The following is a 15,379-nucleotide window of genomic DNA, read 5'->3' on the forward strand; positions in this document are numbered from 1 at the left end:
ACAACACCACCGCCAAGCCCTACCGCTGGACCTACGACGCCAGCCCAGTCAAAGCCGCGTGACACCTCCACGAACTAACGCGGAGCAGCACTAGTGCACACCACTGACAACGCAGAGAACTCCGCCGCGCTGCGCGGCTCCGCACCAGGGATGAGCTAACCCCATCCTGAAGGACGGCGCTTACGCTGAAGAGATCCGGTCAACCGAGCGTCCGCGCGCACGCTACGGTGGACCGGCCGACGCACTCGGCATCAACCAACCCGCGTACGACGAGGTGGGGGCACAGCAGCGCCATGGCACAGGGCACGGTCCAGGTGACGCACACCGGCACATCGCGGTGGCGGCGCCGCACGGGTGAGTACACATCGCTCGCCGCCGCCCTGGAGGCCGCGGCCGACGGTGACGTGCTCACCGTCGCCCCGGGCACCTACCGGGAGAACCTCGTCGTACAGCGGGCGGTGACCCTGCGCGGCCCGGAGGGCGCCCCGGGCTCGGTGCGCATCGCCCCCACGGAGGGGGTGCCCCTGACCGTGCGTGCCTCCGCGGTCGTCCAGGACCTGCACGTCGAGGGCCAGGACGCCGCCGCGCCCGCCCTGTTGGTCGAGGAGGGCGCGCCGGAGCTCAAGGACGTGCGGATCGTGACCCGGTCCGCGGCCGGCATCGAGGTGCGCGGCGGCGCCCGGCCCACCGTGCGGCGCTGCACGGTCGACAACCCGGCCGGTATCGGCATCGCCGTACTCGACGGCGGCGGTGGGGTGTTCGAGGAGTGCGAGGTCGTCGCGGCCGGGCAGTCGGGCGTGGCGGTCCGCGGTGGCGCCCACCCCCGCCTGGAGAACTGCCGCATCCACCACACCTCCGGCGCGGGCCTGACGGCGACGGGTGACAACTCCGCCCTGGAGGCGGTGGGTTGCGAGGTCTACGAGGTCCGGGGCAGCGGCGTCCAGATCACCGGCCGGGCCACCGCGCACCTCACCGACTGCGATGTGCACCGCACCGCTGCGGACGGTGTCACGCTCGACACCGACGCCGTGCTGACGCTGGCCGACTGCCGCATCCACGACATCCCGGAGAACGCGGTGGACCTGCGTTCCCGCTCCGTGCTGACGCTGACGCGGACGACGGTGCGTCAGTTCGGGCGCAACGGCCTGTCGGTGTGGGACCCGGGCACGCGCGTGGACGCCAACCAGTGCGAGATCTTCGACAGCACCGGCGACTACCCCGCGGTGTGGGTCAGCGACGGCGCCACCGCGGTGCTCGACTCCTGCCGGGTGCACGATGTGCCCGACGCGCTGTTCGTGCTGGACCGCGGTTCCCGCGCGGACGTCGTCGACAGCGATCTGTCCCAGGTGCGCAACACGGCGGTGTCGGTGAGCGACGGCGCCACCGCGCAGCTCGACGACTGCCGGATCAAGGACGCGGCCACGGGCGCCTGGTTCCGCGATCACGGCAGCGGCGGCACGCTCAACAACTGCACCGTGGACGACACCCAGACCGGCGTGATCGTCACCAAAGGCGCCGACCCCACCATCGAGCGGTGCACGGTCACATCCCCCGCCGAGGCCGGCTTCTACGTCTCCGCCGGGGGCCGCGGCAGCTTCCTGGGCTGCCGGGTGACGGGCAGCGGCGGCTACGGCTTCCATGTGATCGACGGCTGCCGTACGACGCTGAAGAAGTGCCGTACGGAGCGGTGTGCCCGCGGGGGTTACGAGTTCGCGGACGGCGGGCCGGACGCCGGGGCCGGGTCGGGCCCCGTGGTCGAGGACTGCACCAGCGACGAGAGCGGCGGCGTGCGCCCGCTCGTGGCCCGGGAGACGGCCGTGCAGTCCGCGCCCCCGTCCACCGGCCTGCTGGGCGCGATCCCCGGGCAGCGCACCACCGAGCAGGAGCCGCTGGTGACCGCCGGTGAGCCGGAAAAGCCCGCGCGGACCGCGAAGGACGTCCTCGGCGAACTCGACACGCTGGTCGGCCTGGACAGTGTCAAGCAGGAGGTGCGCGCCCTGACCGACATGATCGAGGTGGGCCGGCGCCGTCAGCAGGCCGGGCTGAAGGCCGCCTCGGTCAAGCGGCATCTGGTCTTCACCGGCTCCCCCGGCACCGGCAAGACCACGGTCGCCCGCCTGTACGGCGAGATCCTGGCCTCCCTCGGTGTCCTGGAGAAGGGGCACCTCGTGGAGGTGTCCCGCGTCGATCTGGTCGGCGAGCACATCGGATCCACCGCGATCCGCACCCAGGAGGCCTTCGAACGGGCCCGCGGCGGAGTGCTGTTCATCGACGAGGCGTACGCGCTCTCCCCTGAGGATTCCGGGCGCGACTTCGGCAAGGAGGCCATCGACACGCTGGTGAAGCTGATGGAGGACCAGCGGGACGCGGTGGTGGTGATCGTCGCCGGCTACACGGCGGAGATGGAGCGCTTCCTGTCCGTCAACCCGGGTGTGGCCTCCCGCTTCTCCCGCACCATCACCTTCAGCGACTACGGCCCCGACGAGCTGCTGCGGATCGTGGAGCAGCAGGCGGAGGAGCACGAGTACCGGCTGGCTCCGGACACGGCCGAGGCCCTGCTGGCGTACTTCACCGCGGTCCCGAAGGGCCCCGCGTTCGGCAACGGCCGCACGGCGCGGCAGACCTTCGAGGCCATGGTGGAGCGGCACGCCGGCCGGGTCGCCCAGCTCGCCGAACCGAGCACGGACGATCTGACGCTGCTCTATGCCGAGGACCTGCCCGCGCTGCCCTGAGAGCCGGGCCCGTCCGGCGGCTCCGGACCGGTGTCCGCTTCTCCGGCAGGGACGTCGGGCTGCCCGTGGCGGGGCCCTGGCAGGTCCGGGCGCAGCCGGGCCAGCAGCCGGCGGCGTTCCTCGTCGAAGGCCGGGTCCGCCTGGTAGTCGGAGTGGCCCAGGATCGGGGCGGGCAGCGGATGGCGTGCGGTGCGGCCGTAGGCGAGCGGGTCCTTGAGCGGGGCGCGGTCCACCTCGGGGCCGCAGTCGCCGGGCAGCCGGACCGGGCCGCCGATGGGGTCGGTGAGCCGGTACAGGTTGCGCCAGCAGTCCACGTCCCGGTGCAGGGCGCCGAGTGCGGCCGGGCCGAAGTGGGCCGGGAACCAGCGTCCGTAGAGCCGTTCCAGCGGGGATCCGTAGGTCAGCAGGGCGACGCGCTTGCGGACCGGCGGGGTGAGCTGCCAGGCCGCGGCGGCGGCCAGCACACTGCCCTGGGAGTGCCCGGACAGCACCAGCCGTCCGCCGGTCGCCCGGGTCCAGGTCGCCATCCGCCAGGTGAGGTCGGGCACGGCGCGTTCGGCGTAGCAGGGCGGGGCGAAGGGGTGGGCGGCGCGTGGCCAGAAGGTGCCGACGTCCCACAGGATGCCGATGGTGCGCCGGGCGGAGGCGTCCTTGTAGGCGCGCCGGCCCCAGGTGACGAAGAGTATGAAGCCCAGTCCGATGAGCCAGGAGCCCAGTGCCTGCGCGGTCTGGGCCGCGCCGTGCAGGACGGGGTGGGTTCCCGCCGCGGCCCCGGCCGGTGTCCGGTCGGTGCCGAGGGCGCCGACGAGTGCGCCGGCGCCCAGGAGGAGGGTGACGGCGGAGGTGGCGCCGACCAGGAGCGGGCCGTCGTCCGTGAGGGTGGCCATCGCCCGGGTGCGGGCGATCCGGCGGGTGCGCTCGGGGTCGGCCGGCTCGCCGGGGTGGTCGCGTTCCACCGTGGGGCGTTCGGCGCGGGCCAGCCGCCGGGCGCGCCGGGCCAGCCGGGCACAGAGCGCCAGCAGTACGACGAGGAGCGGCGGGATGACGGAGGCCTGCCAGGTGAGCAGGACCGGCGGGCCCGGGATCGAGGCGCCGGTGCCGTCCAGCCAGTCGGCCACGCGCTGGCAGACTCCGCCGGACATCACGCCGCCGAGGGCGCAGGCCAGCATCGCGACCGCGGGTCCGCCCAGGCCGCGCAGCGCGGCCCGCGGGTCGGGTCGGGTGCGGTACAGCGCGTGGGCGACGGCGGCGAGGGCGACGACCAGGAGGCCCTGGCCCAGCGCGATACCGCCGAAGGCGGTGTCGCCCGCCAGCCGGCCGGTGGACTGCCAGCCCGGGCGCGACCATCCGGCGTACACGGCGGTGAGCAGGAGCAGCAGGAGGGCGCCGAGCGGCAGCCGCCGGACCACGTGGCGGTCCAGTTGACGGTCGAGCAGGTGCTCGGTGCGGCCCCGGCGGCAGACGACCCAGACGACGGCGGCGGACCAGACGAACAGGGCGGTGAGCAGGAGCCGGCCCGCCGCGTCGAGGGCCTGGACGCCGCCGGGGCCGCGGTCGAGGGCCGCCGTGGGCACGGCGATCGTCGCGGCGACCGTCAGCAGGCCCGCGGCAGTGTGCGCGGCGCGCAGCCGGGCCACCAGTCGACGCCCGTACCAGAAGCCGGGACGGCTCAGGGATCCGTTGCCGGAGTCGTCCTCGGGCTCCGGGTCGCGGGAGATCGGCTGCTGGGACTCGTAGGCGCTCCAGGTGCGGTGCGCCAGGTACCACAGCAGCCAGGTGAGCGCGGCGGGCACCAGGGCGGCCAGGGCGAGTCGGCGGCCGGGCGCGCTCCACCAGCCGCCGGCCGCGGGCGACAGGAAGCCCAGCCAGGAGTGCCGTGCGGCACACGCGTGCGTGCCCGCGCACTGCCAGGCCGTCAGATCGAGGGCGACCTCGCAGGCGGCGGCGACGAGCAGCGCTGTCAGGGTCAGACCCGCCAGCCGCACCAGCAGTCCGTACAGGCTCACGGCGCGCGGGCGGCCGGGGGCGCCGGGGCGCATCCAGTGGGCGAGGTTGACGACCATGAACGGCAGCAGCAACAGCCACAGGGCGCGGGCGCCGTTGCCAGAGGTGAGGTTGCACCAGACGTACGCCTCGGGCACCGGCGTGCCACGGTGCTCACGCTCCTCGTCCGGACGGTTCTCGGCGTCGACGTCCTCCGCGCGCCGGAAGACGGCCGCGGTGTCGTCGCCGGTGATCCGCACCGTGCGCGGGGCGTCCAGCATCTTCTCGGGCGTGGTGCCGCCGACGCCGTGGACCAGGAGTTCCAGGGTGCATCCGGTCGGCTGGTCGGGTGCGGCGGGGCCGTCAGCCCCGGCGGTCTCCGGTTGCCGCTGCGCACGTTCCACTGTTCGCACTTCCCCCGTGACGCGTCCTTCGGTCTGTGTCCGTGCGGACACCAGGATCGCCTCCCGTGGCACGCGGCACACCCCTCGTCACCGAATCTCCCCGATCCGGGGGACGAGAGGCGCTTATGAGGAGGGCAACGATGTCATGCGCGCGTCGGTCGGGCGATGGCGCGGAGGAAACCACCCCGTGAAAGGATGGGTGGTCCGCGCACCGGAGGACATGACGGACCTTCTCTTCGCCGGCGGATGCGCGGGGCGGGTCGGACGGCTTGAGGCGAAAGGAACCGGAGCGCACGTGAGTGAGAATCAGAACCTCCTCGCGGAGCAGCGGCGCGCCCTGATCCTGGACGAGGTCCGGCGCCGCGGCGGTGTCCGGGTGAACGAGCTGACCCGGAAACTCGGCGTGTCGGACATGACGGTGCGCCGCGATCTGGACGCACTGGCCCGGCAGGGCGTGCTGGAGAAGGTGCACGGCGGCGCGGTTCCCGTGGTGGAGGCCAGTACGCACGAGCCGGGCTTCGAGGCCAAGTCGGGGCTGGAACTGACCGCCAAGGAGGACATCGCGCGGGCGGCGGCCCGGCTGGTCTCGCCGGGCACGGCGATCGCCCTCTCGGGCGGTACGACGACGTACGCGCTGGCCCAGCACCTGCTCGACGTGCCCGATCTGACGGTGGTGACCAACTCGGTCCGGGTCGCCGACGTCTTCCACTCGGCGCAGCGCACCTCCGGTCAGCGGCAGGGCGCGGCGACGGTCGTGCTGACCGGCGGGGTGCGCACGCCGTCCGACTCACTGGTGGGTCCGGTGGCCGACCAGGCGATCGCCGCGCTCCACTTCGACCTGCTGTTCCTGGGTGTGCACGGGATATCGGCCGAGGCGGGCCTGTCCACGCCGAACCTGGCGGAGGCCGAGACCAACCGGCGGCTGGTGCACTCGGCGCGCCGGGTGGTGGTGGTCGCCGACCACACCAAGTGGGGTGTGGTCGGCCTGAGTTCCTTCGCCGCGCTGGACCGGATCGACACGCTGGTGACGGACGCGGGGCTGCCCGCGGAGGCACGCGCCGAGATCTCCGAGCACCTGCGGCTGGTGGTGGCGGGCGAGCCCGGGGACGAGACGGACATCTGAGGGAACGTCGGCGAGGGCCGGCCGTACCCGGCCGACCGCCCGCGCCCCTTCCGCTCCCCCTCCGGGGCCGGCCGGTCCGAGGATCTGGGCCGTCCGGCCGTACGGCCTTCTCAGGCCGGCCACTCCCCGGTCGTCAGGAACGACTCCAGCGCCTGCCTGTACGGGGTGCTGTCGAGGCCCTGTTCGGTCAGCCAGGCGTCGGAGTAGTACTTGTCGAGGTAGCGGTCGCCCGGGTCGCACAGCAGGGTCACGACGCTGCCCCGGCGGCCCTCCGCCAGCATTTCGGCGACGATCTTCAGAGCGCTCCACAGGCCCGTTCCGGTGGAGCCGCCCGCCTTGCGGCCGATGGCCCGCTCCAGGGCGCGTACGGCGGCCACGGCGGCGGCGTCCGGCACCTTCATCATGCGGTCGATGACCCCGGGCACGAAGCTCGGTTCCATGCGCGGCCGCCCGATGCCCTCGATGCGCGAGCCGCGGTCGCAGGTGACGTTCGGATCGCCGGTGGTCCAGCCCTCGAAGAAGCACGAGTTGTCGGGGTCGGCGACGCAGACGCGCGTGTCGTACTGCATGTAGTGGACGTAGCGCGCGATGGTCGCGGAGGTGCCGCCGGTGCCCGCGGTGGCGACGATCCACGCCGGCTCCGGAAAGCGCTCCAACTCCAGCTGCCGGAAGATGGATTCGGCGATGTTGTTGTTGCCGCGCCAGTCCGTGGCCCGCTCGGCGTAGGTGAACTGGTCCATGTAGTGGCCCCCGGTCTCGGCCGCGAGGGCGGCGGAGGCCTCGTACATCGTGCGCGGGTCGTCCACGAAGTGGCACCGCCCGCCGTGGAACTCGATCAGGCGGCACTTCTCGGCGCTGGTCGTGCGCGGCATGACCGCGATGAAGGGCACGCCGATCAGCTTCGCGAAGTACGCCTCCGAGACGGCCGTCGAGCCGCTGGAGGCCTCGATGACCGGGCGGCCCGGGCGGATCCAGCCATTGCACAGCCCGTACAGGAACAGCGACCGCGCCAGCCGGTGCTTGAGGCTGCCGGTCGGATGCGTCGACTCGTCCTTCAGGTACAGGTCGATGCCCCACTCCTCGGGCAGCGGGAAGCGCAGCAGATGCGTGTCGGCCGAGCGGTTGGCGTCGGCCTGCACCTTGCGGACGGCTTCTTTCAGCCAGTCCCGGTATCCGCTGTCGCTGCGGTCGACGTCGAGGGTGTCGCCGGTCCGGCGCTGCTCGGTGGTGCTCACGGCGGGGCTCCTTACGCTATGCGCCGGCGGCGTCCCGCGCGGCCGGACACGCTCGATGATAGACACCTTCAACACGCTTCTCACCTGCATAAACGCATCTTTGAGCGGCTCAAGGAGATGCTTGGGATCACACCTCGCCGGGGCCGATCCACGGCGAGGGGGCGCACGGGTGGGGGCGCATTCGCGCGAGTGCTCCGGGCGCCACCCGCGAGCGCTCCCCGCGCACTGGTGCTCCGTGCCGAAGGCGTGCAGACTGCACCGCGGCGGGACGAAGCGCCCGTCGTGACACACGGGATCGCGAACGAGCCGGGCCGGCTCGTGGACCAGGCGGAGCGGGAACCGGCGACACGCACGAAGGAGCGGGGAAATGGCCGAACCGGAGTTCACGGCCACGGGCGTACGCATCGACAAGCGGCTGCGCTCACTCACCCGGGCCGGACGGGTCCGGATCCGCGACGGCCGGCTGGAACTGCTGACCAGCAACGGCAGTGAGATCGACAGCGCGCCGGTGCAGTCGGTGCGCGCGTCCCAACCCTGGTACGCCCCGGACGACCGGGCGCTGGCCGACCTGGACGGGCAGCGGTACCTGCTGACCCTGGGCGACCACGACCCCGCACCGGGCGAGCCGGGGCCGCCCGCGGCCCGCCGGTTCGTCGAGGCCGTCCGTCGGGCGGCTCGCCGCGGCGGCTGAGCGAGGCGAGTTGCGTCACCCCACCCCGTGGGCCACGCTTGTCTCACGTCACTCAGGGTTTACCGGCGATAACGCTGCGAACCAGCCCGCCGGCCAGACAGCAGGCGGCAATGTCACGCAGGCGTCCTGCTGCATCCGAAACGTCGTGTTCTTCCGGACCTCAACGTCGGGGAGTCGCAGCCGTGATCAGTCACCCAAGCAGGCACTGCACGGTGGAGCTCCAAGCCCTGCCGTCGCGGATCGGCCAAGTCCGCAGAATCGTATCGGCGCACTTGCGCTACTGGCATCTGGACCCTCTGATAGACCGGGCCGCGCTCGGTGTGACGGAGCTGTTGACCAACGTCCACCAGCACGCCCGACCCGACAAGTTGTGCACCGTGGAGCTCGAACTGCTGCTCGAGCGGCTCACGGTCTCCGTGCGCGACCACGACCCTCGACTCCCCGTGGTGGAGAAGATGGGTGACATCGCGCCGCTCGCCACCGAAGGGCGAGGGCTGGCGATGGTGGCCGCGATGAGCGAGAGCTGGGGCGCGCGGCCGGACGGCGAGCAGGGCAAGGTCGTCTGGTTCACCCTGCCGACCGCCGCCCCCTCGGTCGCGGCGCCGGCCCGGGTGCCGACGCTCGTGACCGCGGAGCAGTCCGCGCGCCGCTTGGCCGAGGCCGCCTCCGCGCTCGACGGCGTCCGTCCCGTACGGCCGGTCCACGCGCCGGCCGGGTCCGCCGTCGTCGGCTGACCACGTCCGCCGTGGTCGGCCGACCACGTCCGCCATGGTCGGCCGACCGCGTCGGCCGACGGGGGGCGGCCGGGGCGGTGACGGGCCGTGGACCGTGAGGGGCCGCAGGCCGTGACGGGCCGTGGACCGTGAGGGGCCGCAGGCCGTGACGGGCCGCAGGCCGTGACGGGCCGCAGGCCGTGACGGGCCCGGGACGGCGACAGGCCCGGGACGGCGACAGGCCATGGGCCGTAGGCCATACGGACCCAGGACGGTGACGGGTCGTAGGCCGTTACAGGCCAGGGTGACGAGCCACGGGCCGTATGGCCTACGGGCCCAGGGCGGTGACAGGCCGTTGACCGTACAGGCCCAGGGCGGTGACGAGTCGTGGGCGGTGACCGGGTTGCGGCCCGGTCACCGCCTGGTGGTGTGCCGGAGTCCCGCGGAGACCGCTGGGCCCGAAGTCGCGGTGACCGCTGGGCCCGGGGTCGCAGCGACCGCGGGCCGGAGTCGAGGTGACCACCGGGCCGGGGTCGCACCGGGCCGGAGTCGGCAGTGACCGCCAGGCCGGCGTCGCGGTGAGACCCCGGCCCCGGTGTTCACTCGGTGGCGATGGCCCGCAGCACGTCCAGCCGGGCGGCGCGCCGGGCCGGGCGCAGCCCCGCGAGCCCGCCCGCAGCGATTCCCACCAGTGCCACCACGAGCAGCTGCGCCGGCGGTACCGCGAAGGCGAACGCGGTGCCGCTCTCGCCGTCGGACGCCTTCACCAGCACCCAGCCGAGGAAGGCGCCCAGGGCGAGCCCGCCCGCCGTGCCGAAGGCGGCGACCAGGACCGACTCCCAGCGGACCATGGCCCGCAGCTGGGACCGGGTCTGGCCGACGGCCCTGAGCAGACCGAGTTCGCGGGTCCGCTCGTGGATCGCCAGGGTGAGGGTGTTGGCGATGCCGAGGAGCGCGATGAACACCGCGAGGGCGAGCAGCGCGTAGACCAGCGTCAGCATCATGTCGATCCCGGCCGCCGAGGACTGCGCGTACTCGTCGCGGGTCTGCACCTGCGGGTCGCCGTACCGGGCGGCGACCCGTTCGACGGCTGCCTTGCCAGCCTCCGCGCTCACGCCGGGCCGGAGGGAGACGGCGACGAGCCTGTCGGAGTCCTGGGTGCGGTGCGGGGCCCAGGCGGAGCGGCTGACGACGTAGTCGCCGGCGAGTTCGGACCGGCCGTAGACCGCGCGGACGGTGAAGGTCCGCGTGGTGCCGTCGGTGAAGGTGAGCCGTGCCCGGTCCCCCGTCGTCAGGCCCCGCCGGTCGGCCTCGTCGCGGGTGACGGCGATGCCGTCGGTGCCCAGGCCGTTCAGGAAGCCGTCCACGGTTCCGAGGTCGAAGGTGCGGGCGAGCGCGACCGGGTCGGTGATGGTCAGGGCCCTCCCCTCGCCGTCGACCTCGGCGACGCCCCGGCCGAGTCCGACGGCCGTGTCCACCTCGGGCAGTCGCTGGATCGCCCCGGCCAGCCGCGGGCTCAGGCCGCTGCCGCCGGCCCCGAAGGAGGGGGTGCTCACGGCGAGGTCGCCGGCGAAGGACCGGGAGACGGTCTGGTCCATGGTGGCCTTGAGCGAGGCGCCGAAGACCGTGAACAGCGACACGACGGCGACCCCGATCATCAGCGCGCTCGCGGTGGCCGCGGTGCGCTTGGGGCTGCGCAGCGCGTTGCGCCGGGCCAGGCCGCCGGTGATGCCGCGCAGCCGGCCGAGGGGGCTGCCGAGCAGGCGGACGGCGGTGGCGGAGGCGACCGGGCCGAGCACCACGAAGGCGGCCAGGGCGAGGACGGCGCCGACTCCGGCCGCCCATACGGACGGGGAGACCAGGACACCGGCGAGGGTCACCGCGACGGCCGTCGCGGCGAGGACCGCTCCCGCCACGGCGCGCGGGCGGGAGGCGCCGGAGGTGTCGACGGCCGTCTCGCGGAGCGCGGCCATGGGTGCGGTGCGACCGGCCCGTACGGCGGGCGTCAGCGCGGAGCCGAGGCAGACCACGACACCGACCACCAGCGGCAGTGCCATCGACAGCGGCCGGACGACCAGGCTGCCCTCCGGGAAGGGGAATCCGATCGCCGGGAACAGCGCCTGGAGCCCGGCGGCGATCCCGATACCGCCCGCCAGCCCGGCGGCGGTCGCGGTCAGCGCGACGGCGCTCGCCTCGACGAGGGTGGCGGCGGTGACCTGGCGGCGGGAGGCGCCCAGCGCGCGCAGCAGCGCGTTCTCGCGGGTGCGCTGGGCGACGACGATCGCGAACGTGTTGTGGATGGAGAAGGTCGCCACCAGCAGCGCGACGCCCGAGAACACCAGCAGGAACGTGGTGAAGACGGTCAGGAACTGGCTGGAGACCATGTCGGTGTTCTCCCGCGCCGCCTCCTGGCCGGTGATCGCCTCGACGCCCTTGGGCAGCACGGGTGTCAGCCGCCGCACCAGCTCGGCCTGGCTCACCCCGGGCCCGGCCCGCACCCCGATGCTCGCCGCCTCTCCGGGCCGGGCGGTCAGGTACTTCTCGGCGTCGGCCTGGGTCAGCCCGGTGAAGGTCACCTGCGCCATGCCGTCCTCGCCGCCGAAGGTCGCCAGTCCCACGATCGTCACCTTGACGGGGTCGGGGGTGCGCAGCGTCGTGGTGTCGCCGATCCGCAGGCCGCCCTTCTTCGCGGCGCCGCGGTTGACGACGGCCTCGCCGGACCTCGCGGGGGCGCGCCCCTCGGCGAGCCGGTACGGGTTGAGCTTCGGGTCGGTGATCCAGTTGCCGGCGAGAGTGGGCGGGCCCTGGCCGCCGATGGGTTCGCCGTCGCGGCCCAGGAGTTGGCCCGCGCCCTGGATGTCCGGGGCGGCGGCAGCGACACCGGGGAGCCGCTCGACGGTCCTCACCAGCGCGGTGTCCACCGGCCGGCGTACGCCCTGGCCCTCGCCGGCCGCCGTGATGACGTCGGCGCTGCGGACGACGGCGTCCGTGCCGTCGGTCGCCTTGCCGAACATGGAGTCGAAACTGGCGCGCAGGGTGTCGCCCATGACCAGGGTTCCGGCCAGGAAGGCGACGCCGAGGAACACGGCGAGGAAGGTGCCGGCGAAGCGCCGTCTGTGGGCGCGCAGGGAGGAGAGGCTCAGGCGCAGGGAGGCGTTCATGTCCGCACCTCGAAGGCCTTCATCCGGTCCAGGACCCGGTCGGCGGTCGGGGACTCCATGCGGTCGACGAGGCGTCCGTCGGCGAGGAAGAGCACCTCGTCGGCGTGGGCGGCGGCGACCGGGTCGTGGGTGACCATGACGACCGTGCGGTCCGTCTGCCGCACCGCACGGCCGAGCAGGCCGAGCACCTCCTGGCCGGAGCGGGAGTCGAGGTTGCCGGTGGGCTCGTCGGCGAAGACGACGTCCGGGCGGGCGGCGAACGCGCGGGCCACCGCGACGCGTTGCTGCTGTCCGCCGGAGAGTTCGGAGGGTCGGTGGTGCAGGCGGTCGCGCAGGCCGACGATCTCGACGAGCGCGTCGATCCACTCGGGGTCGCCCCGGCGGCCCGCCAGGTCGAGGGGCAGCGTGATGTTCTCGGCGACGGTCAGGGTGGGCACCAGGTTGAACGCCTGGAAGACGAAGCCGACGCGGTCGCGGCGCAGCAGGGTCAGCCGGCGGTCGTCGAGGCCGCCCAGTTCGGTGTCGCCGATGTACGCGCTGCCGGAGGTGAGCGTGTCGAGCCCGGCCGCACAGTGCATCAGGGTGGACTTGCCGGAGCCCGAGGGGCCCATGATCGCCGTGAAGCGCCCGGCCGGGAAGCCGACGCTCACGCCGTCCAGGGCCCGTACGGCGGTGTCGCCGGCGCCGTGGATCTTCACGGCGTCGACGACCCGCGCGGCCGCCCTGGTGGCGGATGTGGTGGGTGTGGTGGAAGAGGTGCTGGAGGTGGGCGTGGTGGTCACCGGGCACCGCCGGTGCGGCCGAACTGCTCCTCAAGCACCGACAGCCGGCGCCAGTACTCGTCCTCGTCGATCTCGCCGGAGGCGAAGCGGCGGCCGAGGACGGCGAGCGGCGAGTCGGCGGCGGGGCGCCCGTCCGGGCCGCGCCAGGGCCCGGTGTCCATGCCGCGCCAGGGGGCGCCGCGGCCGCGCCGGGCGGTACGGCGCAGGAGGGTGACGGCGCCGACGACGACGGCCGCCCAGAACAGCGGGAAGAAGAGGATCCACGGCCCGGGGCCGCCGTCCCAGTTCGCCAGGGTCTGCATCTTGGTTCATCTCCCTTGAGGGGTCTGCCGAGAGGCTGCGGAGAGTTCTCCGGTGCTGCATCGACAGTGGCTCGGGGAGGGGCTCCGGGTCGTCGTACGGCCAGCGGCAGTGCGGCTACCTCCCGGGGAGTACGGGGGCGTGCCGCGGCTGCTCCGTGCGGCCTGTCTCGGCTCGCCGGGCGGATCCGGCGCGGGCCGCGGTCCGGCGGGCGGGGAGACGCGGCCTACCGCGCGGGGAGTACCGGGGGCGTCGGGGACGGGTCAGGTCAGGGCTGCCAGCGGGTCGTCCAGGACCGGTTGCCAGGCCAGTTCGGCCGCGCCGACCAGGCTGTTGTGATCGAGGGTGCAGGAGAGGATCGGGACGACGCCGCTCCGGCCCCACAGGCTGCGGTCGGCGACGACGGCGCGCAGACGGTCGGGGGCGGCGTCGAGCAGGGTGCGGTGCAGTCCGCCGAGGATGATCCGGTCCGGGTTGAGGATGTTCACCAGCCCGGCCAGGCCCAGGCCCAGGCGGTCGACGAGGGTCTCGACGGCCCCGCGGACGGCCGGGTCGTCGTACTGGTCGCGGATCAGGTCCTCGGCCTGTCGCAGCAGGGACACCTCGGGGCCCGGTTCGCGGCCCGCGGCGGTGAGGAAGGCCAGCGGGTCCGTCTCGACGTCCAGGCAGCCGCGGCTGCCGCAGTGGCAGGGACGGCCCTCGGGGTTGACGGTGAGGTGGCCGACCTCGAGCGCCAGGCCCGAACTGCCCGTGTGCAGCCGCCCGTCGAGGACCAGCGCGCCGCCCACGCCCCGGTGCCCGGTCGCCACGCACAGCAGGTCGCGGGCGCCGCGCCCGGCGCCGTGCCGGTGCTCGGCGAGCGCGGCGAGGTTGACGTCGTTGGCGGCGAAGGCCGGTCCGGTGATCCCGGCCGCGCGCACGCACTGCGCGAAGATGCGCCGGACCGGCGCTCCGGCGGGCCAGGCCAGATGGAGCGGGTTGAGGGCGAGGCCCTCCGGCTCGGCGACCGCGGACGGCACGGCGAGTCCGGCGCCGACGCAGCGCCGGCCGGTCGTGCGCAGCAGTTCGGCGCCGGCCTCGACAACGGAGCCGAGCACTTTGGCCGGGTCGGCGTCGACGGTCCCGCAGCCGGGCGCGGTCGCCACGATCCGGCCGCCGAGGCCGACCAGGGCGGCACGGAATCCGTCTGAGTGCACCTGCGCGGCGAGGGCGACGGGCCCGTCCTCGGCGACCGCCAGGCGGTGTGAGGGGCGTCCCTGGGAACCGGCCGCCGCGCCGGGCCGGGCGTCCACGCGGATCAGGCCCAGCGCCTCCAGTTCGGCGGCCACCGCGCCGGCCGTCGCCCGGGTCACCCCCAGCTCGGTCGTGAGGACCGCGCGGGTCGGGGCGCGCCCGGTGTGCACGAGTGCCAACGCGGGCCCGAGCGCGCCGCGCCCCCGGTCCAGCCGGGTCCTGGAGGTGCTCCCTTCCCCCGCCGTCCGGGGGTCCGCCTTGCCGCTCATGGGGGCGAGTCTCCCATGATCCGTACATCCGGTGACCAGCGACTCGTCCGGCGGGCCGGGCTAGAAGCCGCTCACCCTGAGGGTGATGTTCAGCCGTCCGGTCAGCCCCAACTCGGCTGGTGCCGTGCCCGGATGGACGCGCGGCACCCCGTGGTACGCGAGGCGGGACGGCCCGCCGAACACGAACAGGTCTCCGCTGCGCAGTTCGACGTCGGTCCAGGGCCGGGTGCGGGTCTCGGTGTTGCCGAAGCGGAACACGCACGTGTCGCCGAGGCTCAGCGACACCACAGGCGCGCCGGACTTCTCGTCGCTGTCGCGGTGCAAGCCCATGTGCGCCTCGGCGTCGTAGAAGTTGATCAGGGCGATGTCGTACGGCGCCGGGCCGGCCGCGCGGGGGCCCAGCGCGTCGGTCACCGCGTCGCGGGCCAGCTCGTCCAGCCGCGCGGGGAACGGCTTCACCGGGGCGCCGTCGCCGTCGACGGCGGTGCCGGCGTAGCCGTACGGGTACCAGTGCCGGCCCAGGCAGACCTGCCGGGCGGTCATCGTGCCGCCGCCGGGTGTGCGCACCGTGCGCAGGCCGGCCGGCGGGCGGGCCCACTCCCGGCAGGCGGCGAGCAGCGCGCGCTGCCGGGCGGGATCCAGCCAGTCCGGCAGGTGCACGGCGCCCGGCGCGATCTGCCTGCGATCGCGCGGGAACAGCTCGGCGTCCATGCTTCCCATCCTGCCGGACACGGGGTGAGCTGCGGCTCCGCT

Annotated in this window: 11 protein-coding genes; 4 read left to right on the forward strand and 7 right to left on the reverse strand. The window is 74.1% G+C overall.

Going from position 1 to position 15,379, the window contains the following annotated elements:
- Positions 1-293 precede the first annotated feature (293 nt).
- Positions 294-2,732 carry a right-handed parallel beta-helix repeat-containing protein gene (locus ACIQFZ_RS26300; RefSeq protein ID WP_402692289.1) on the forward strand — a complete coding sequence of 813 codons (2,439 nt, stop codon included), beginning with the start codon at positions 294-296 and terminating at the stop codon, positions 2,730-2,732.
- Here the strand turns inward: ACIQFZ_RS26300 and ACIQFZ_RS26305 are convergent.
- Positions 2,702-5,119, reverse strand: a complete 2,418-nt coding sequence (locus tag ACIQFZ_RS26305; protein WP_402692290.1) for a hypothetical protein — start codon at positions 5,117-5,119, stop codon at positions 2,702-2,704. The genes ACIQFZ_RS26300 and ACIQFZ_RS26305 overlap by 31 nt on opposite strands.
- Before the next feature lie 295 nt (positions 5,120-5,414).
- On the opposite strand from ACIQFZ_RS26305, the gene ACIQFZ_RS26310 reads away from it, so the two are divergent.
- Positions 5,415-6,242: a DeoR/GlpR family DNA-binding transcription regulator gene (locus ACIQFZ_RS26310; protein ID WP_402692291.1), complete on the forward strand. Its 828-nt coding sequence runs from the start codon at positions 5,415-5,417 to the stop codon at positions 6,240-6,242.
- A 110-nt stretch (positions 6,243-6,352) separates the two neighbouring features.
- Here the strand turns inward: ACIQFZ_RS26310 and ACIQFZ_RS26315 are convergent, their stop codons facing one another.
- Entirely contained in the window at positions 6,353-7,477 is a 1,125-nt protein-coding gene (locus tag ACIQFZ_RS26315) for a PLP-dependent cysteine synthase family protein (RefSeq protein WP_383063502.1), read from the reverse strand.
- Between the two features lie 367 nt (positions 7,478-7,844).
- Between ACIQFZ_RS26315 and ACIQFZ_RS26320 the strand changes: the two genes are divergently transcribed.
- Positions 7,845-8,168, forward strand: coding sequence for a hypothetical protein (locus ACIQFZ_RS26320; protein ID WP_376404259.1), 324 nt, complete (start codon positions 7,845-7,847; stop codon positions 8,166-8,168).
- Positions 8,169-8,350: 182 nt separating this feature from the next.
- Positions 8,351-8,902 carry an ATP-binding protein gene (locus ACIQFZ_RS26325; protein ID WP_376549777.1) on the forward strand — a complete coding sequence of 184 codons (552 nt, stop codon included), beginning with the start codon at positions 8,351-8,353 and terminating at the stop codon, positions 8,900-8,902.
- Between the two features lie 578 nt (positions 8,903-9,480).
- Here ACIQFZ_RS26325 and ACIQFZ_RS26330 read toward each other — a convergent pair.
- The 5 genes from ACIQFZ_RS26330 to ACIQFZ_RS26350 form a co-directional block, all read right to left on the reverse strand.
- The gene (locus ACIQFZ_RS26330; protein WP_402692292.1) at positions 9,481-12,042 is read right to left on the reverse strand and encodes an ABC transporter permease; all 2,562 of its coding nucleotides are present in this window, start codon (positions 12,040-12,042) and stop codon (positions 9,481-9,483) included.
- Positions 12,039-12,824 carry an ABC transporter ATP-binding protein gene (locus ACIQFZ_RS26335; RefSeq protein ID WP_402692293.1) on the reverse strand — a complete coding sequence of 262 codons (786 nt, stop codon included), beginning with the start codon at positions 12,822-12,824 and terminating at the stop codon, positions 12,039-12,041. The genes ACIQFZ_RS26330 and ACIQFZ_RS26335 overlap by 4 nt, the downstream gene beginning before the upstream one ends.
- Positions 12,821-13,126 carry an SHOCT domain-containing protein gene (locus ACIQFZ_RS26340; RefSeq protein WP_361420738.1) on the reverse strand — a complete coding sequence of 102 codons (306 nt, stop codon included), beginning with the start codon at positions 13,124-13,126 and terminating at the stop codon, positions 12,821-12,823. Before ACIQFZ_RS26340 ends, ACIQFZ_RS26335 begins: the two co-directional genes overlap by 4 nt.
- Positions 13,127-13,387: 261 nt before the next feature.
- The gene (locus ACIQFZ_RS26345; RefSeq protein WP_365424286.1) at positions 13,388-14,626 is read right to left on the reverse strand and encodes an ROK family protein; all 1,239 of its coding nucleotides are present in this window, start codon (positions 14,624-14,626) and stop codon (positions 13,388-13,390) included.
- A 60-nt stretch (positions 14,627-14,686) separates the two neighbouring features.
- Entirely contained in the window at positions 14,687-15,337 is a 651-nt protein-coding gene (locus tag ACIQFZ_RS26350; protein ID WP_365424284.1) for an alpha-ketoglutarate-dependent dioxygenase AlkB, read from the reverse strand.
- Positions 15,338-15,379 lie beyond the last annotated feature (42 nt).

Origin of the sequence: Streptomyces sp. NPDC093064 (assembly GCF_044754605.1) — a bacterium.
GTDB lineage: Bacteria > Actinomycetota > Actinomycetes > Streptomycetales > Streptomycetaceae > Streptomyces.

Excerpts from the sequence above, each read along its gene's own strand:
- ACIQFZ_RS26300 (WP_402692289.1), top strand. The coding sequence starts at position 294 with ATGGCACAGGGCACGGTCCAGGTGACGCACACCGGCACATCGCGGTGG.
- ACIQFZ_RS26320 (WP_376404259.1), top strand. The coding sequence starts at position 7,845 with ATGGCCGAACCGGAGTTCACGGCCACGGGCGTACGCATCGACAAGCGG.
- ACIQFZ_RS26345 (WP_365424286.1), bottom strand. The coding sequence starts at position 14,626 with ATGAGCGGCAAGGCGGACCCCCGGACGGCGGGGGAAGGGAGCACCTCC.
- ACIQFZ_RS26340 (WP_361420738.1), bottom strand. The coding sequence starts at position 13,126 with ATGCAGACCCTGGCGAACTGGGACGGCGGCCCCGGGCCGTGGATCCTC.
- ACIQFZ_RS26350 (WP_365424284.1), bottom strand. The coding sequence starts at position 15,337 with ATGGACGCCGAGCTGTTCCCGCGCGATCGCAGGCAGATCGCGCCGGGC.
- ACIQFZ_RS26330 (WP_402692292.1), bottom strand. The coding sequence starts at position 12,042 with ATGAACGCCTCCCTGCGCCTGAGCCTCTCCTCCCTGCGCGCCCACAGA.